The 17,656-nt window shown below is 66.8% G+C and carries 18 protein-coding genes; 9 read left to right on the forward strand and 9 right to left on the reverse strand.

Annotated elements, in window-relative coordinates; translation table 11 throughout:
* On the reverse strand, positions 1-452 hold a 452-nt coding region (locus ACCC94_RS18350; protein ID WP_413350924.1), incomplete at its 3' end, for a copper ion binding protein.
* A gap of 106 nt (positions 453-558) precedes the next feature.
* Complete coding sequence (locus ACCC94_RS18355) at positions 559-1,047, reverse strand: hypothetical protein (RefSeq protein ID WP_413350925.1); 489 nt, start codon at positions 1,045-1,047, stop codon at positions 559-561.
* A 154-nt stretch (positions 1,048-1,201) separates the two neighbouring features.
* Between ACCC94_RS18355 and ACCC94_RS18360 the strand changes: the two genes are divergently transcribed.
* Complete coding sequence (locus ACCC94_RS18360) at positions 1,202-1,399, forward strand: heavy-metal-associated domain-containing protein (RefSeq protein WP_017521666.1); 198 nt, start codon at positions 1,202-1,204, stop codon at positions 1,397-1,399.
* A gap of 37 nt (positions 1,400-1,436) precedes the next feature.
* On the opposite strand, the gene ACCC94_RS18365 is transcribed toward ACCC94_RS18360, so the two are convergent.
* Positions 1,437-2,069: a TetR family transcriptional regulator gene (locus ACCC94_RS18365; RefSeq protein ID WP_413350926.1), complete on the reverse strand. Its 633-nt coding sequence runs from the start codon at positions 2,067-2,069 to the stop codon at positions 1,437-1,439.
* Between the two features lie 155 nt (positions 2,070-2,224).
* Between ACCC94_RS18365 and ACCC94_RS18370 the strand changes: the two genes are divergently transcribed.
* The 3 genes from ACCC94_RS18370 to ACCC94_RS18380 all read left to right on the forward strand — a co-directional run bounded on the left by ACCC94_RS18370 (position 2,225) and on the right by ACCC94_RS18380 (position 7,950).
* Positions 2,225-3,409, forward strand: coding sequence for an efflux RND transporter periplasmic adaptor subunit (locus ACCC94_RS18370; RefSeq protein ID WP_413350927.1), 1,185 nt, complete (start codon positions 2,225-2,227; stop codon positions 3,407-3,409).
* Between the two features lie 12 nt (positions 3,410-3,421).
* Positions 3,422-6,574, forward strand: a complete 3,153-nt coding sequence (locus tag ACCC94_RS18375) for an efflux RND transporter permease subunit (RefSeq protein WP_413350928.1) — start codon at positions 3,422-3,424, stop codon at positions 6,572-6,574.
* A 200-nt stretch (positions 6,575-6,774) separates the two neighbouring features.
* Complete coding sequence (locus ACCC94_RS18380) at positions 6,775-7,950, forward strand: multidrug effflux MFS transporter (protein ID WP_413350929.1); 1,176 nt, start codon at positions 6,775-6,777, stop codon at positions 7,948-7,950.
* Here ACCC94_RS18380 and ACCC94_RS18385 read toward each other — a convergent pair whose 3' ends face one another.
* Positions 7,951-8,130, reverse strand: a complete 180-nt coding sequence (locus tag ACCC94_RS18385; protein WP_413350930.1) for a hypothetical protein — start codon at positions 8,128-8,130, stop codon at positions 7,951-7,953.
* Positions 8,131-8,421: 291 nt separating this feature from the next.
* On the opposite strand from ACCC94_RS18385, the gene ACCC94_RS18390 reads away from it, so the two are divergent.
* Complete coding sequence (locus tag ACCC94_RS18390; RefSeq protein ID WP_413350931.1) at positions 8,422-10,317, forward strand: propionyl-CoA synthetase; 1,896 nt, start codon at positions 8,422-8,424, stop codon at positions 10,315-10,317.
* A gap of 147 nt (positions 10,318-10,464) precedes the next feature.
* Positions 10,465-10,899 (forward strand): response regulator, encoded by a 435-nt coding sequence (locus ACCC94_RS18395; protein ID WP_413350932.1) that lies wholly within the window; start codon positions 10,465-10,467, stop codon positions 10,897-10,899.
* A 95-nt stretch (positions 10,900-10,994) separates the two neighbouring features.
* On the opposite strand, the gene ACCC94_RS18400 is transcribed toward ACCC94_RS18395, so the two are convergent.
* Together ACCC94_RS18400 and ACCC94_RS18405 are read right to left on the reverse strand one after the other, a co-directional pair.
* Complete coding sequence (locus ACCC94_RS18400) at positions 10,995-11,894, reverse strand: neutral zinc metallopeptidase (protein ID WP_413350934.1); 900 nt, start codon at positions 11,892-11,894, stop codon at positions 10,995-10,997.
* Between the two features lie 67 nt (positions 11,895-11,961).
* Positions 11,962-12,822 carry a PhzF family phenazine biosynthesis protein gene (locus ACCC94_RS18405; RefSeq protein WP_413350935.1) on the reverse strand — a complete coding sequence of 287 codons (861 nt, stop codon included), beginning with the start codon at positions 12,820-12,822 and terminating at the stop codon, positions 11,962-11,964.
* Positions 12,823-12,993: 171 nt separating this feature from the next.
* Between ACCC94_RS18405 and alaC the strand changes: the two genes are divergently transcribed.
* Positions 12,994-14,211 carry an alanine transaminase gene (gene alaC, locus ACCC94_RS18410; protein WP_413350936.1) on the forward strand — a complete coding sequence of 406 codons (1,218 nt, stop codon included), beginning with the start codon at positions 12,994-12,996 and terminating at the stop codon, positions 14,209-14,211.
* A 126-nt stretch (positions 14,212-14,337) separates the two neighbouring features.
* On the opposite strand, the gene ACCC94_RS18415 is transcribed toward alaC, so the two are convergent.
* Entirely contained in the window at positions 14,338-14,772 is a 435-nt protein-coding gene (locus ACCC94_RS18415; protein WP_413350938.1) for a DUF411 domain-containing protein, read from the reverse strand.
* A 204-nt stretch (positions 14,773-14,976) separates the two neighbouring features.
* Between ACCC94_RS18415 and ACCC94_RS18420 the strand changes: the two genes are divergently transcribed.
* Both ACCC94_RS18420 and ACCC94_RS18425 read left to right on the forward strand, forming a co-directional pair.
* Positions 14,977-15,435 (forward strand): DUF4345 family protein, encoded by a 459-nt coding sequence (locus ACCC94_RS18420; RefSeq protein ID WP_088421695.1) that lies wholly within the window; start codon positions 14,977-14,979, stop codon positions 15,433-15,435.
* Between the two features lie 117 nt (positions 15,436-15,552).
* Positions 15,553-15,855 (forward strand): DUF1883 domain-containing protein, encoded by a 303-nt coding sequence (locus tag ACCC94_RS18425; protein ID WP_017521653.1) that lies wholly within the window; start codon positions 15,553-15,555, stop codon positions 15,853-15,855.
* A 3-nt stretch (positions 15,856-15,858) separates the two neighbouring features.
* Here the strand turns inward: ACCC94_RS18425 and ACCC94_RS18430 are convergent, their stop codons facing one another.
* Together ACCC94_RS18430 and trmA are read right to left on the reverse strand one after the other, a co-directional pair.
* A complete protein-coding gene (locus ACCC94_RS18430) occupies positions 15,859-16,356 on the reverse strand; it encodes a DUF4136 domain-containing protein (protein WP_413350940.1) in 498 nt (165 codons plus the stop codon).
* Positions 16,357-16,451: 95 nt separating this feature from the next.
* Complete coding sequence (gene trmA / locus ACCC94_RS18435) at positions 16,452-17,537, reverse strand: tRNA (uridine(54)-C5)-methyltransferase TrmA (protein WP_413350941.1); 1,086 nt, start codon at positions 17,535-17,537, stop codon at positions 16,452-16,454.
* Between the last annotated feature and the right edge of the window lie 119 nt (positions 17,538-17,656).

The following is a 17,656-nucleotide window of genomic DNA, read 5'->3' on the forward strand; positions in this document are numbered from 1 at the left end:
ACGGCGGGCTGGTCCGGTTCGATGGGGCGAGCCTTGTAGCCGGCCTTGTCCACAGCGGCAATCAGCGCGGCGCTATCCACCGCGCCGAGCAGCTCGACGTGGGCGCGTTCGCTGGCCAGGTTGACGCTGGCCGAGCGCACGCCAGGGACCTTGTTCAAGGCGCGTTCGACGCGGCCGACGCAACTGGCGCAGGTCATGCCTTCGACAGCCAGCTCCAGGCTGTGGGCTGGCACCTGGTAGCCGGCTTGTTCGACGGCGGCGACCAGCGCCGGCAGGCTGTCGCCGCTGGACGTCCCGGCAAGCTGTACGCGGGCCTGCTCGCTGGCGAGGTTGACGCTGGCGTCCTGCACGCCGGGCACTTTGCGCAGGGCGCGCTCGACCCGGCCGGCGCAGCTGGCGCAGGTCATCCCGGAGACGGGCAGGTCGAGTTCGATAAGGTTGGCGCTGCTCATGGGGCTTTCTCCCTGAAGTTCCCCGATAGCATCAACCTTGACACGAGGGCAAGGTCAACCCTCGTTCGTGGCCATCTTGTCGCAGGTCAAACCGCTGGGCGAGTCTTCAACTGCCGCTCGAAACCGGCATGAGATACAGCCCGCTCTCGCTGTTGGCGATGCGGAACTTGCGCACTTCGCCAGCATGCAGCTGCACGGACTGCGCGCGCAGCGGCTGGATACCGCTGCGGCAGAGGCCGGAGTTGGCGGTCTGCAGGCGCAGCGAGACTTCGCCCGGCGGCAGGTTGAGGGCGATCTCGCCTTCGGGCTGCAGGCGCGAGACTTTCTCGTCCTGCACATACAGGTCGATGTCGCAGGCGGTGCCGGTGTCCAGGCGTTCGCGGCTGACGATCAGCACGGCGTAGGCCACCGGCTGGGCGTCCGGCATCGGCCAGGAGCCGGGCGTGCTCGCCGGCGGAGTGGCCGGAGAGCCGGGGGAAGGAGCGGGCGGAGCCGTGGGTTCCTCGGGCATGCCGTCGGCCAGGGCGGTCACGGGCAGGCCGGCGAAGGGCAGGGCGGCGGCGAAACCGACAGCGATGAAGAGGGAACGGCGCATGGGCGTTCTCCGATGAGTCAGTTATTTCCGCAGCTTGGCTGAGAGGCTGACGTAGGACAAGTGCAGGGCGATGGCCACGCGAGAGGCTTGACCTTGCCACGGTGGCAAGGTCGAGACTGCACCCAACGCTTCAATCCATCAGAGGAGAGACTCCATGCATACCTTCAATGTCAAAGGCATGAGCTGTGGCCACTGCGTGCGCGCCATCACCCAGGCGGTCCAGGCGCTGGACGCCGCGGCGGACGTGCAGGTCGACCTGGGCGCCGGCGAAGTCCGTGTCGCCAGCCGGCTGGACGATTCGGCCATCCTCGCGGCGATCCGCGAGGAAGGCTACGAGGCCGAGGCGGCCTGAGGCTTCGACCCTTCCGGGCCGGCGCCTTGCTGGCCCCTCATGCCTGCGCCGGGTGCCAGTCGCGCACCAGGCCGCGGAACACGGCGTCGAACAGCTCGCGGGTTTCCTGCAGCGGGTCGAACAGTGCCGGATCGCGCAGCCAGTCGCTGAGCAGGCCGAAGATCATCGCATGCACCGCGCGCGAGGCGACCTTGGGCGTCACGCCGAGCATCAGCCGGGTGCGGCAGTCCTCGCGGCTGAACAGCTGCTCGGAAAGCTCGATGAACTGGCGGACGAACTGATTGTGGCGCTCTTCGGCGTCGCGCAGCTCGTCGGTGAATTCGCAGCGCTGCAGGAGGATGGTGAGGATGCGCCGGCGCTGTTCGTCGCGGGCGAGGTTCTCGACCACTTCCACGCTGAGCTGGAACAGCGATTCGATCGGATCGTGGCCGTCGCAACCGGACAGCCGCTGGGCCAACTGCTCGGGCGGCAGGCGGACCTGGTTGAGCATGTCGTTGAACAGATGGGCCTTGTTCTGGAAATGCCAGTACACCGCTCCGCGGGTGACGCCGGCCGCGCGTGCGATCTCTTCGAGGCTGGTATTTGAGACGCCTTTCGCAAAGAAAAGGCTTTCAGCCGAGTCAAGAATCGTCTGACGGGTTCGTTCCGAATCTTCTTTAGTTCTTCGCATGGCGCTTAGTGGTATACAGGCTAGGATCACTGGGTGACCGGCAGTTTACTGATTTTATAGCGCTAACAGTGCTTTACAGACACTGGCGTAGGTAAAAGGTCGCTCAGTCGCCGTCTTAGGGGTTTCGCCGTCAGTCATTTCCATGGAGAGGTTACATGCCGTTCGCCCGCCGTTTGCCCGTCGCGCTTGCTGTCGTTGGGTTGCCCGTCCTGTTCGCTGCCTGGGTCCAGGCCGAGGACAAACCCGCCGCGGCGGCGCCGCCACCCCCGGCAGTGACGGTCGAAGTGGCCAAGAGCGCTCCTGTTCCCCTGACCTTCGAATACGCCGCGCGCACCGCCGGTTACCGCGAAGTGGAAGTGCGCGCCCAGGTCAGCGGCATCCTGCAACGGCGCACCTATGAGGAAGGCCGGCCGGTGAAGGAAGGCCAGGTGCTGTTCCGCATCGACCCGCGCCCGTACCAGGCCGCCCTGGGCCAGGCCAAGGGTTCGCTGGCGCAGACCCAGGCGCGCTACCGCCAGACCGAGCGAGACCTCAAGCGGATCCGCGAGCTGCAGGCCAAGGGCTTCGCCAGCGAAAGCGAACTGGACCGCTACACCTCCGATTTCGAACAGGCCAAGGCCGACGTCGAGGCCGCCCGCGCCAACGTCCAGGCCAAGCAGATCGACCTCAACTACACCACGGTGACCGCGCCGATCTCCGGCATGGCGAGCAAGGAGGTGCGCTCCGAAGGCAGCCTGGTGGTGGCCAGCGACCCGAATTCCAGCCTGCTGACCAAGCTCACCCAGCTCGACCCGGTGTACGTCAACTTCGCCTACCCGGACACCCAGGCGAGCCAGATGAACGATGGGGTCAAGAGCGGCCGCTACCTCCTGCCCAAGGACGGCAAGCTCACCGCCGAGCTGCGCTTTGGCGATGGCAGCAAGTACCCCATCGAAGGCGTGGTCGATTTCACCGACAGCTTCGTCAACACCGGCACCGGTACCGTGAATGCCCGCGCCGTGGTGCCCAACCCGCACAACCAGCTGATCCCCGGCCAGTTCGTGCGCATCCTCATCACCGGCATCACCCAGAGCAAGGCGGTGACGCTGCCCGAGCGCGCGCTGGCGCAGGGGCCGCGCGGCACCTTCGTTTACGTGGTGGACAAGGACGGCTATGCCCGCGTGCGCCAGGTGACCACTTCCAAGACCGTGGACGGCCGCTGGATCATCGACGCCGGCGTCGACGATGGCGACCGGGTGATAGTCGACGGCCTGCTCAAGGTGCGCCCCGACCAGCCGGTCAAGGCGAGCGAAGGTGGTGCGCAGGAACCTGCCGCCAACACCGCTTCCTCCCAGTCCTAAGGAGCGCCCATCGTGATTTCGCGCTTCTTCATCGAACGTCCGGTGTTCGCGATGGTGATCTCCATCGTGATCCTGCTCGCGGGCCTGGTGGCCATGCGCGCGTTGCCCATTGCCCAGTACCCGGAGATCGTCCCGCCGGAAGTGTCGGTGACGGCCGCCTATCCGGGCGCCAGTTCGCAGGTCATCGCCGAAACCGTGGCGGCTCCGCTGGAGCAGGAAATCAACGGCGTGGAGGGGATGATCTACCAACTGTCCAACTCCGACGCCAGCGGCGCCATGAGCCTGACCGTGTACTTCGAGGTCGGCACCGACCCCGACCAGGCCACCATCGACGTCAACAACAAGGTGCAGGCGGCGCTCGCCAAGCTGCCCGAGGAAGTGCGCCGGCAGGGCGTGAAGGTGGAGAAGAAGTCCTCCGATATCCTGCAGGTGGTGACGCTGTTCTCGCCGGACAACTCGCGCGACCCGATCTTCATCAGCAACTACGCGCTGATCAACGTGATCGATGACCTCAAGCGGATTCCCGGGGTCGGCGACGTCAGCCAGTTCGGTTCCAAGGACTACTCCATGCGCGTCTGGCTGCGGCCGGACAAGCTGGCGCAGTACAACCTGACGCCCACCGATGTGGTCAACGCGATCCGCGAGCAGAACTCGCAGTTCGCCGCCGGAAGCTTCGGCCAGCAGCCGATGAAGGAGCCGCAGGACTTCACCTACATGGCCACCGCCCAGGGCCGCTTCACCGATCCCAAGGAGTTCGAGAGCGTCATCCTGCGCAGCGATGCCACTGGCGCCAGCCTGCTGCTCAAGGATGTGGCGCGGGTCGAACTGGGGGCGCAGGACTACTCCCTGGTGACCTCGCTCAACGGCCAGCAGAACGCCGCCTTCGGTATCTACCTGCAGCCGGGTGCCAACGCGCTGGACACCGCACAGGCCGTGCGCGACCACATGGATGCCATGTCCAAGCGCTTCCCGCAGGGCATCACCTACAAGATCCCGTACGACACCACCACCTTCGTGAAGGTCTCCATCGAGGAGGTGATCCACACCTTCGTCGAGGCGCTGATCCTGGTGATGGTGGTGGTGTTCATCTTCCTGCAGAACATCCGCGCCACGCTGATCCCGGTGCTGGCGATCCCGGTGTCGCTGGTCGGTACCTTCGCCGGCATGTACCTGATGGGCTTCTCCATCAACCTGCTGTCGCTGTTCGGCATGGTGCTGGCCATCGGCATCGTGGTGGACGACGCCATCGTGGTGCTGGAGAACGTCGAGCGGGTGATGCGCACCGAGAAGCTCGGGCCCAAGGAGGCGGCGATCAAGGCCATGGAGGAGGTGACCGGGCCGATCATCGCCATCGTCCTGGTGCTCTGCGCCGTGTTCATCCCGGTGGGCTTCCTCGGCGGCCTGGCCGGCCAGATGTACAAGCAGTTCGCGATCACCATCGCGGTGTCGGTGGTGATCTCCGGCATCGTCGCGCTGACGCTTTCGCCGGCCCTTTGCGCGCTGATCCTCAAGCCCGAGCACAAGGAGCCCGCCGCGCCCTTCCGCTGGTTCAACCGCACCTTCGAGAACCTCACCAACGGCTATGGCGCCGGTGTGCAGTTCTTCCTCAAGCGGGCCGTGCTGGGCCTGGTGCTGTTCGGCGGCATGATCGCCCTGCTGGTCATCCTGTTCGGCCGGGTGCCCGGCTCGCTGGTGCCTGACGAGGACCAGGGCTACGTGCTCAACGCCTACTTCCTGCCGCCGGCGGCTTCCCTGAGTCGTACCGAGAAGCTCACCAGCGACGTCACCCACGAACTGATGAAGCACCCGGCGGTACAGGACGTGGTGACCTTCGCCGGCTTCGACATCCTCACCTTCGGCACCCGCAGCAACGCCGGGGTGTCCTTCGTGCCGCTCAAGGACTGGAAGGAGCGCACCACGCCGGAGCTGGACGCGCGCAACCTTACCCGCGAGTTCATGAAGATGGGCGCCGGCCAGGAAGATGGCGTGGTGATGTCCTTCAACCCGCCGCCGATCACCGGCATGAGTACCACCGGCGGCTTCGAGGCCTACATCCAGGACCGCAGCGGGGGCACCTCCGAGCAGCTCGAAGAGGTGACCATGAAGTTCCTCGCCGCCGCGGCCAAACGCCCGGAACTGGCCGGGGTGAACACCACCTTCAACGCCAACGTGCCGCAGTACTACGTCGACCTCGACCGCACCAAGGCGCGCTCCCTGGGCGTGGCGATCAACGACGTGTTCACCGCCATGCAGTCCACCTTCGGCAGCTACTACGTCAACGACTTCACCCTCTACGGGCGGACCTGGCAGGTCACCCTGGAGTCGGAGCCGGAGTTCCGCCGCAAGCCGGACGACCTCAGCCAGGTCTTCGTGCGTTCGTCCACCGGCGACCTGGTGCCGCTGACCACCCTGGTGTCGGTCAAGCGCATCCTCGGCCCGGATTCCTACGCACGCTTCAACGTGTTCCCCGCGGCCAAGCTGCTCGGCGGCCCGGCGCCGGGCTACAGCTCCGGCCAGGCGCTGGCGGCCATGCAGGAAGTGGCCGATCAGGTGCTGGGCGAGGAGTATTCGCTGGCGTGGATCGGTTCGGCCTACCAGGAGCTGGCGACCCAGGGCTCGGGCAGCACCGCGTTCATCTTCGGCCTGATCCTGGTATTCCTCATCCTGGCCGCCCAGTACGAGCGCTGGACCCTGCCGCTGGCGGTGGTCACCGCGGTGCCCTTCGCGGTGTTCGGGGCGATCCTGGCGATCTGGCTGCGCGGCCTGGATAACGATGTGTACTTCCAGGTCGGCCTGGTGACGCTGATCGGGCTCGCGGCGAAGAACGCCATCCTGATCATCGAGTTCGCCGTGATGTGCCGTGAAGAGCAGGGCATGGGCCCGGTGGAGGCCGCGCTGGAGGCGGCGAAGCTGCGCTTCCGTCCCATCGTGATGACCTCGCTGGCCTTCATCCTCGGCTGCGTGCCGCTGGCCATCAGCACCGGCGCCGGCTCCGCGAGCCGTCACTCGATCGGTACCGGGGTGATCGGCGGGATGCTCGCCGCGACCCTGCTGGCGACCTTCCTCATCCCGATGTTCTACATGCTGGTGGAGTCGGCCGCGGACAAGCTCAGCGGCCGCAAGGCCAAGGCCAAGCCCGCCCCCGAGGGCGTGCACGAGGCCTGACGCAGCGGCGGGCCCGATCGGTGCGACCGGGCCCGCCTCTCCCTTTGTTTCGGGAGTTGCTTAGGGAGCTTGCTAATTTCCCGGCGCTCGCCACAATGCAGGGCTTCGCCGCGCCTTCCTTGTGCGCCAATCCGTTATCCACACCTGCCTGCCCCGCGGTATCGACCGCCCTTCGGCGGACGTGTGTGACCAGGTGATTCATGAACCTCCGCATCCTGCTGATCCTTGGCTCCCTGAGCGCCTTCGGGCCGATGGCCATCGATTTCTACCTGCCCAGCTTCCCGGCACTGGCGCAGTCCTTCGGGACCGACGTCGAACACATTCAGCTGAGCCTGTCGGCCTACTTTGCCGGCCTCGCCATCGGGCAACTGCTGTATGGGCCGCTGGCCGACCGCATCGGCCGGCGCGTCCCGTTGTTGCTGGGGGTGAGCATCTTCACCCTGGCGTCGTTGGCCTGCGCCTTCGCGCCGAGCCTGGAATGGCTGATCGGCGCGCGCTTCGTCCAGGCCCTGGGTGGTTGCGCGGGAATGGTGATCTCGCGGGCGGTGGTGCGCGACCTGTGCGACCCGGTTGCCGCCGCCAAGGCCTTCTCGCAACTGATGCTGGTGATGGGGCTGGCGCCGATCCTCGCGCCGCTGGGCGGCGGGCTGCTGCTGAGCCTGTCCGGCTGGCAGTCGATCTTCTATTGCCTGACGCTGTTCAGCGCCCTGGCCGGCGGCGCCATCGCGCTGTGGCTGCCCGAGACCATCCCGAGCGGACCGCGCCCGCCATTGCGCGGCGCACTGAAGCAGTACCGCGCGCTGTTCCGCGATCGCTCCTTCATTACCTATGCGCTGACCGGCGGGGTCGCCATCGCCGGGATGTTCTCCTACATCGCCGGCTCGCCCTTCGTCTTCATCGAACTCTATGGCGTGCCGGCCGAGCACTACGGCTGGATCTTCGGCAGCAACGCCGCAGGCTTCATCCTCATGGCGCAGGTCAATGCGCGCCTGCTGCGCTATCGCGGGCCGGGGTTCTGGTTGCGCCGGGCGGTGTGGGTGTACTTCGGCTGCGGTGTGGCGCTGCTGGCGATCACCCTGGCCAAGCCTGAACATCTGTGGCCGCTGCTGGTGCCGTTGTTCGGCGCCATCGCCAGCCTGGGCTTCCTGCTGCCCAATTCCTCGGCCTGCGCCATGGCCAGCCAGGGCCGACACGCGGGTAGCGCCTCGGCGCTGATGGGCAGCCTGCAGTTCACCGTGGCGGCCGGCGCTTCGGCGCTGGTCGGCGCATTGCACGACGGCTCTGCCCTGCCGATGGCCGTGGTGATTACCGTCTGCGGCCTGGTGGCCGCGGTGCTCGGCTGGCTGAGCGGGCAGATCAGCGAGCGCGCGGCCTGATCAGCCGGCGGCGCGCTGCGCCTGTTCCGGCAGCCGGTGCGGAGCCTTCAGGCGGGCCTCGAGGGTAGCGACGAAACTGCGCGCCTCGCGCTCGCTGCGAAAGCCCACGGCCTGCTGATCGAGGCAGACTTCCCAGGGCTGGTCCTTGCTCAGACGGGACGGACGGACGAGGATGTTCATGCTGCTCACCCCTGTGCGGTCAGGTGAAAAGGGACCCTCAGTGTAGTCCTGTCCTGTGGCGGCAACGGGTGCGACCCGTGGTCGCCGACATGCGGTGGTCCGGCTCGCGATCATGCGTCCAAGCCCGTCGCAGAGGGCCCGGGCGGACGCGTTCGCGCTTCGCTGAAAAATCCTGAAAAGCAATCTTGCCCCGCTCGGCGAATGGCCTACGACCAAAGGTTGATGGTGGGGTGGCGATCCCCGTCCATACTCGTTGTTCGACCTCGATAACAACAATAAGAGGCAGTGACGATGAGTTACCGGCAGTCCCATGACCGCTCCATCGCGGAACCTTCCGCCTTCTGGGCCGAGCAGGCCGGCCGCGTGGCCTGGTACCGCGCGCCGCAGGACACCCTGCAGGCCCTGCCCGACGGCAGCCATCGCTGGTTCGCCGATGGCCGCCTGAACACCTGCTACCTCGCCCTCGACCGGCAGATCGAACTGGGCCGCGGCAACCAGGCCGCGCTGATCTACGACTCCCCCGTGACCGACACCCAGCAGCGCTTCAGCTACCTGGAGCTGCGCGATGAAGTCGCACGCCTGGCCGGCGCGCTGCGTGCGCTGGGAGTGGAGAAGGGCGACGGGGTGATCATCTACATGCCGATGGTGCCGCAGGCGGCCATGGCCATGCTCGCCTGCGCGCGGCTCGGCGCGGTGCACTCGGTGGTCTTCGGCGGCTTCGCCCCGCACGAGCTGGCACTGCGCATCGACGACGCCAGACCCAAGCTGGTGCTCACCGCCTCCTGCGGCCTGGAGTTCGAGCGGGTGATCGCCTACAAGCCGCTGGTGGACAAGGCCCTGGAACTGGCCAGCCACAAGCCGGCCCACGTGCTGGTGCTGCAACGTCCGCAGGCGATGGCGGAGCTTACCGCCGGGCGTGACCTGGACTGGCGCGAAACCCTGGCCCGCGCGCAACCGGCCGACCCGGTGGAAGTCGCCAGCGGCGACCCGCTGTACATCATGTACACCTCCGGCACCACCGGGAAACCCAAGGGCATCGTGCGCGACAACGGCGGCCACGCGGTGGCGCTGAGCTACGCCCTGCCGACCATCTTCGGACTGCAGCCGGGGGAGGTCTGGTGGGGCGTTTCCGATGTCGGCTGGGTGGTCGGCCACTCGCTGATCGTCTACGGCCCTTTGATGAATGGCTGCACCACGGTGTTCTACGAGGGCAAGCCGGTGCGTACGCCGGATGCCGGCAGCTACTGGCGGGTGATCGAGGAGCACAAGGTCAACAGCCTGTTCTGCGCGCCCACGGCAATCCGCGCGATCCGCAAGGAAGACCCCCAGGGCGAACTGCTCAAGCGCTACGACCTGGGCTCGCTGCGTCACCTGTTCCTCGCCGGCGAGAAGCTCGACAGCAGCACCCAGCACTGGCTGGAGGAACTCACCGGCAAGCCGGTGCACGACCACTGGTGGCAGACCGAGACCGGCTGGCCGGTGACCGCGCCCTGCACCGGCCTGGCTGACCATGACCTGCGCGCCGGCTCCACCAACCGCGCGGTGCCCGGCTATCACGTGCAGGTGGTGGACGACGAAGGCCGGCTGCTGGGACCGAACGAACAGGGCTCCATCGTCATCGCCCTGCCGCTGCCGCCCGGCTGCGCGCAGACGCTGTGGAACGATCACCCACGCTACCTGCAGGCGTATCTGAAGACCTACCCCGGCTACTACCACACCGGCGACGGCGGCTACGTGGACGAAGAGGGTTTCGTCTACATCATGGGCCGCACCGACGATGTAATTAACGTCTCCGGCCACCGCCTTTCCACCGGCGAGATGGAGGAGTTGCTGGCGCTGCACGAGGCCGTCGCCGAATGCGCGGTGATTGCCGTGCAGGACGACCTCAAGGGCCACGTGCCGCTGGGGTTGGTGGTGCTCAAGGACGGCGCGCAGACCAGCGAGGCGGATCTGCAGCGCGAGCTGGTGGCGCTGGTACGCGAGCGCATCGGCGCGCTGGCCTGCTTCCAGCGCGCGGTGGTGGTGAAGCGCCTGCCCAAGACCCGCTCGGGCAAGATCCTCCGCGCCGTGCTGCGCAAGATCGCCGACGGCGAGAGCTATGCGCCGCCATCAACGATTGACGACCCGGCCATCCTTGGCGAAATCGCCGAGCGCCTGGGCCAGGCCGGCCTGGCCAAGGCCGGTTGATATCCCACGACGCCGGCACTGCCGGCGTATTTCCAGGGCCGCACGCGTTGCGGCCCTTTTTTTGCGCAGCGCTCGCGGACAGCGGGATTAAAGGCCCATTGCCATCTAGACTGCTGGCATCGGGCCTTCATCTGCGGTGTGGTGTTCATGGTCAGTTCGGTGATCCTCGATGAGGAAGAGCTGCAAGCGCTACGCGAAGTCACTGCGCCGGCCGCGCGCATGCCGATGGTGCTGGTGGTCGATGATGACCGCGAGGTGCTGGCCGAGATGCGCGAGCTGATCGAGGGCGCGGGCTTCCGCTGCCTGACGGCCGGCAGCGCCGCCGAAGCGCTGCGGCGCATCCGTCGCGACGAATCCGACATCGACCTGCTGGTGACCGACCTGCGCATGGAACACGAGGGCGCCGGGCTGGAGTTGATCCGTGAACTGAGCGAGGTCGGCACCTTCCTGCCGATCATCGTGCTCTCCGGCCAGGCGGATGCCCGCGACGTGATCGAGGCACTGCGGCTGAACGTCCTGGACTTCATGGTCAAGCCGGTGGACCCGGCGTATTTCCTCGACCTGCTCAGGCGTTGCTTGTAGACCTTGGTGTCAGGCGCTTCGCGAGCAAGCTCGCTCCTACAAAGAGCGGGGTGTCACTGTAGGAGCGAGCTGGCTCGCGAACCCGGGCCGAAACGTTACAGCGTCTGCGCCTTGAAGGTATCGCACTTGCCCGGCGAACCGCTTTCGAAGCCGAGCTTGAACCAGCGCACGCGCTGCTCGGAGGACCCGTGGGTGAAGGAGTCCGGCATCACCGTGCCGCGCGCCTGGCGCTGCAGATGGTCGTCGCCGATGGCATTGGCAGCATTCAGCGCTTCTTCCACATCGCCCGGCTCCAGCCAGTTCAGGCGTTGCTGGGCGTGGTTGGCCCAGACGCCGGCGAAGCAGTCAGCCTGCAGTTCCTGGCGTACCGACAGGCCGTTGGCGCCTTCCATGCGCGCGCCGCGCTGGCGGGCGGCGTTGATCTTCGCCGAGATGCCCAGCAGGTTCTGCACGTGGTGGCCGACTTCGTGGGCGATCACGTAGGCCTGGGCGAAGTCGCCGGCGGCGGCGAACTTCTGCTCCATCTCGCGGAAGAAGCCGAGGTCGAGATACACGCGATGGTCGCCCGGGCAATAGAACGGACCTACTGCGGAGGAGGCGAAGCCGCATGCCGAGTTCACCCCGCCGTTGAACAGGATCAGCTTGGGCTGCTCGTACTGCTGGTTGCTGCGGGCGAAGATTTCGCCCCAGGTATCCTCGGTGTCACCGAGGATCGAGCGGACGAAGTCCACTTGCGGATCGGCACCGGTCGCCGGCTTGCCTTGTGTCGGCCGCGCCGGCGCCTGCTGCTGGGAGACGTCCATCTGGCCGAGCAGCGAGCCGAGGATGGTCATCGGGTCCTGCCCGGAGAGCAGGCCGATCACCACCACGATGGCCACGCCGCCCAGGCTCAGGCCGCGGCCGCCAATGCGCATGCCCCCGCCGCCCATGCCGCCGCCGCTGTCATCGCGGGCATCCACTACGTTGTCGCTGCGTCGTCCTTTGCGCCATTGCATGGCGGCATCTCCATCGAACAGGTGGGTTCAGTGTTGTCTCGGCTGGGGCTGGCCGCCAGCCCGGTCGTCAGGCGAACCGGTGCAGCAGCTCGGCGCGGGCGAGCAGTTGCACGTCGCCGCCGACGCGTACCTCGTCGTCCTGGCCGACCTGCACGTCGAGCCGGCTGGGTCGACCGACGAAACGGCCCTGGGCCAGCTGGAACAGCTCGCCGCGGCGCGCCTTGCCCAGCTCCACCAGGTAGGCGGCGACGGGGCCGGCGGCGCTGCCGGTGGCGACGTCCTCGATGATTCCGGCGCCGTCCCAGGTACGGCCTTCGCGATTATCTACATCCAGCACGAAAACGAAGGCGGCGTTGAGCTTTGCCAGCTCGCCCGCTAGATCCGTGCGCTGGCGCACGCGGCCCAGTGCCTCGCTGCGTACCGGCAGCAGCAGGTAGGGCAGGCCGGTGCTGACCACGGCGGCGGGGTAATCGGCGAGATCGCTGGCCGAGAGCGAGAAGGCTTCGGCGAACCAGCGGCGCGCCTCGTCGTCCAGCACGCTGCCGAAGTCGGCGGCGCCCTGGTTCATCTCGGCGTGGAAGCCGGCACCCCGACGGCGCGTGGCGACCTTCACCTGCTTGGCCGGCAGCTCCAGCGTCCAGAGTTCTTCCTCGCCGCGCTGGTGCAGGTGATGCAGCAGCGCGGCCGCGCCCAGCACCGGGTGGCCGGCGAAGGGCAGTTCCTCGTCGAGGGTGAAGATGCGCGCCGAATAGGTATCCAGCGACGCGGACGGGAACAGGAAGATCGACTCGAACTGGCGCAGCTCCTGGGTCAGTGCCTGCAGGGTCTGGGCGGGGATGCCCCGGGCGTCGGGGAAGACCGCCAGGCCATTGCCGGTGAGCGGTTGGTCGGCGAAAACGTCGAGCTGCCAGTATTGTTGCGCGGACATGGGCCTCCAGATGCCGCCCTTGAGCGGTGCTAAGAAAAACTCGACAGCCAGCCTAGCGAGCTATATGTTCGCCGACAAGAAAGCGCAGCCCACACGCCACGCTTTCCAGGCCACCGCAGTGGCCGGCGTCGCTCGGACGGTTCCGGGCGCCTACGTTCATCAGAGGACACCATGACTGAACCCCGTTCAGCTCGTCGCTTTGCGCGCATCGATCGCCTGCCCCCCTACGTTTTCAACATCACCGCCGAACTGAAGATGGCCGCCCGCCGCCGTGGCGAGGACATCATCGACCTGTCCATGGGCAACCCGGACGGGGCCACGCCGCCGCACATCGTCGAGAAACTCTGCCAGGTCGCCCAGCGCGAAGACACCCACGGCTACTCCACGTCCCGTGGCATCCCGCGCCTGCGCCGCGCCATTTCCCACTGGTACCGCGACCGCTACGACGTGCAGATCGACCCGGAATCCGAAGCCATCGTCACCATCGGTTCCAAGGAAGGCCTGGCGCACCTGATGCTGGCGACCCTGGACCACGGCGATACCATCCTGGTGCCCAACCCCAGCTACCCGATCCACATCTATGGCGCGGTGATTGCCGGCGCCCAGGTGCGCTCGGTGCCGCTGGTGCCGGGGATCGACTTCTTCAACGAGCTGGAGCGGGCGATCCGCGAATCCATCCCCAAGCCGAAGATGATGATCCTCGGCTTCCCTTCCAACCCCACCGCGCAGTGCGTGGAGCTGGACTTCTTTGAGCGCGTGGTCGACCTCGCCAAGCGCTACGACGTGCTGGTGGTGCACGACCTGGCCTACGCGGACATCACCTTCGACGGCTGGAAGGCCCCATCGATCATGCAGGTGCCCGGCGCCAAGGACATCGCGGTGGAGTTCTTCACCCTGTCCAAGAGCTACAACATGGCCGGCTGGCGCATCGGCTTCATGGTCGGCAATCCGGAGCTGGTCTCGGCCCTGGCGCGGATCAAGAGCTACCACGACTACGGCACCTTCACGCCGCTGCAGGTGGCGGCGATCGCCGCGCTGGAAGGCGACCAGCAGTGCGTGCGCGACATCGCCGAGCAGTACCAGAAGCGCCGCGACGTGCTGGTGAAGGGGCTGCACGAGGCCGGCTGGATGGTGGAGAACCCCAAGGCTTCCATGTACATCTGGGCCAAGATTCCCGAATCCTACGCACACATGGGCTCACTGGAATTCGCCAAGAAGCTGCTCAAGGATGCCAAGGTCTCGGTGTCGCCGGGCATCGGTTTTGGCGACTACGGCGACGATCACGTGCGCTTCGCCCTGATCGAGAACCGCGACCGCCTGCGCCAGGCGGTGCGCGGGATCAAGGCAATGTTCCGCGCCGACGGCCTGTTGCCGGCCAAGGCCGAATGACGCTGCGTCGATAGCAAAAAGGGCGGCCAACTGGCCGCCCTTTTCATTGGGCACGTTGCTCTTCTGTAGGAGCGAGCTTGCTCGCGAACCTCTGATGGAGATGGCTCGCTCCTACGAAAAGCCGCGTCAGTGCGCGGGATAATCCGCCAGCACTTCGCGCTGGCCGGACTTGTTCAGGCCGACCACCTGATAGGCGTCATACCGGTCGCCCATTTCCATGCCCGGCGAGCCCATCGGCATGCCCGGCACGGCGGCGCCGACCAGATCGGCACGCTCGCGCAGCTTCAGGACGTCGGCCGCTGGCACGTGGCCTTCGACGAACTTGCCGTCGATAACGCCGGTGTGGCACGAGCCCATGCTGTAAGGCACGCCAAGTTTGGTCTTCACTGCACTCATGTCCGCCTCGACATGGTCGTTGACGGTGAAGCCGTTGCTTTCCAGGTGCTTGATCCAGTCCTTGCAGCAGCTGCAGTTGGCATCGCGGTGCACATCAATGGTCAGCGGCTCGGCGGCCTGGGCGGCGCCGGCGACAAGGGCGGTGAGCAGAAGCAGGGTGCGCATGGTCGGGAACCTTAGAAGTACGGACCCGACCGAGCATACTCCCGCGGTGGATACGGCCCCACCCGCCGTTTGTTTCCCCATATGACGCGGGCAGGCGAACTTGCCAGGCGGCGCGGGGTCTCTAGCTGATCGGTGGTGCGTCCGCGACTGTCGGTCGCAGGGTTGGACGCTCGGCAATGGCTGCATGGCCAAGGAGAAAATCGGATGCTCTTCGCCCGTCTCGTCCTGCTGGTCCAGGCTCTGGTCTGGGGTGGCCTGGGACTGCTCTACTGGATCCGCCCCTACGAAATGGCCAACCTCAGCGGCATGCTGCTGATGGAGCCGTCCTCGGTAAGCGATGCCCGCGTGTTCTACGGCGGCCACCAGTTCGCCCTCGCGCTGTTCCTGGTCTTCGCCCTGCGTCGTCGCCTGCTGGTGCGCCCGGCGCTGATCCTGGTGATCCTGGTGCAACTGACCCTGACGCTGTCGCGCCTGCTCATCGCCTGGACCGAGGGCGGCATGGAGTGGGACGCGCAGCTGGCCGGCGTGGTTTATCGCGGGGTGATCTCGGCACTGGCGATCTTCGCCCTCTACTGGCTGGAGCGGCAGTCGCGCCATCGCCACGTGGTGGTGCGCGAGGAAGAGGAGCCGGAGGAGCGCAAGGCGGACTTCGAGGGGTTGTGAACTTCGAATGACGTGAGCTTCGGATAAGCGGCGCGGCCTGCTGGCGGCGCCGCTGCCGGGCAACCCCCGCTCCGTGCTATCGTATTGATTTCGCGGTAGAAGCAAGGCGGAGCCAGCATGAAGTTCGTACACCAACGTGAGCACCTCAACGAAGGCGATCTGGTCGTCATCGAGTGCTCCATGACCTGCAACATCCGCCTGATGACCGATGCCGCCTTCCGCAGCTTCAAGAATGGCGGGCGCCACGTCTACCACGGCGGCGCGTTCGACCGGTTCCCGGCGAAGATCAAGGTGCCCAGCACCGGCAACTGGAACATCACCATCGATACCGTCACCCGCCGCGCCATCAGCGTGACGCGCAAGGCCGACTTCAAGTACAGCATCAAGTTCGTGCGCAAGTCGCCGTCGAACTACAGCTGATCCTCAATTCCCCGCATGTGCGGGGAAGTCCGCCAGCAGCCGGGCGATGCCTTCGTCCACGGCCTGCTGGGTGATCTTCGGGTCTTGCAGCTGGCGCGCCACCTGCGCCTGGTAGAGCACTGTTCCCGTCGCCTCGTCGAGAATCTGCAGTGCCAGGCGCGCCTGTTCCTGATCGGTGATCTGCGTCTGAGTCATCACGCCCGCGCCGGTGACCACCGGGCGCTGGACGATGCCGGTCTGGCTTTCCAGCCCGACGGCATAGATCACCCGCAGCTCCCCTGAATTGTCCTGATAGCGGTAGCCCTTGGCCTCCAGCGCGCGGCGCACGGCGAGGTCGAAGCGATCTTCCAGGTCCTCGCGGTGACCCTGGGCGCGCACGGCCTGGATGAAGAAGGTGCTTTGCCGGCCATTGGCGGCGGGGGAGACGCTGATGTTGGCGGGATCGCTGCCGGCGCAGGCGGCCAGCAGCAGGCAGAGCAGGGGAAGGATCAGGCGGGACATGGACGTGCCTCTCGTCATTGTCCCGCAAGCGTAGCCGCCGAATGACGGCGCGCCGCCCAACCCTTGGTTGGGCGGCATACGCTTGGGCGAGGGCGTCAGCGGCGGGTCAGCAGTACGCCGGCTTCCATGTGATGGGTGTAAGGGAACTGGTCGAACAGGGCGCAGCGGCTCACCTGGTGGGTGTCGTGCAGCTGGGCGATGTTCTGCGCCAGGGTCTCCGGGTTGCAGGAGATGTACAGGATGTTGTCGAAGCGCCGGGTCAGCTCGCAGGTGTCCGGGTCCATGCCGGCGCGCGGCGGGTCGACGAACACGCTGCCGAAGGCGTAAGACTTCAGGTCGACATCGGCGAGGCGGCGGAACGGGCGCACGTCATTCAGCGCCTGGGTCAGCTCCTCGGCGGAGAGGCGCACCAGGGTGACGTTGTCCACGGCGTTGTCGGCCAGGTTCGCCAGGGCGGCGTTCACCGAGGTCTTGCTGATTTCGGTGGCCAGTACCTTGCGCACGCGGGTGGCCAGCGGCAGGGTGAAGTTGCCGTTGCCGCAATACAGCTCCAGCAGGTCGTCTTCGCGCTGGCCGAGGGCTTCGTACGCCCAGTTGAGCATCTTCTGGCAGACCTCGCCGTTGGGCTGGGTGAAGGCGCCCTCCGGCTGGCGGTAGCGGAAGGTGCGGCCGGCGACGGTCAGCTCTTCGCTGACGTAGTCACGCCCCACCACCACGCGCTTGCCGCGCGAGCGGCCGACGATGCTCACACCCAGCTCGGCGGCCAGCTTCTCGGCGGCGGCCTGCCAGGTGGCGTCCACCGGACGGTGGTAGCAGAGGGTGATCAGCGCGTCGCCCGCCAGGGTGGTGAGGAACTCCACCTGGAACAGCTTGTGGCCCAGCGTCGGCTCTGCCCAGGCGGCCTTCAGGCGCGGCATCAGCTCGTTGATGCGCTGGCTGGCGATGGGGAATTCCTCGATCAGGATCGGCGTGTGCTTGTCGCCCTGCTCGAACATCGCGTAGTGGCGGGCTTCGCCCTCGCGCCACAGGCGGAACTCGGCGCGCAGGCGGTAATGCTCACGGGGCGAGTCGAACACCTCCGGCTCAGGCGCGGCGAAGGGCGCCAGCAGCTCGCGCAGGCGCGCGGCCTTGTCGGCCAGTTGGCTGTCGTATTGGGAGGGATCGAAACGCGGACTGCTCATGGGGCGGGTAACTCGTGTGAAGGCGGCGGCATTTGATGGGTATCGCAGCCCAACACACCCAACACCACCACAGTGCCCTGGACGATGGGGGGGGCCCCGCCGAAACCCCGTCACATAAA

The organism is Pseudomonas sp. Pseusp97 (assembly GCF_047304025.1).
In the GTDB taxonomy this organism is placed as follows: Bacteria; Pseudomonadota; Gammaproteobacteria; order Pseudomonadales; family Pseudomonadaceae; genus Pseudomonas.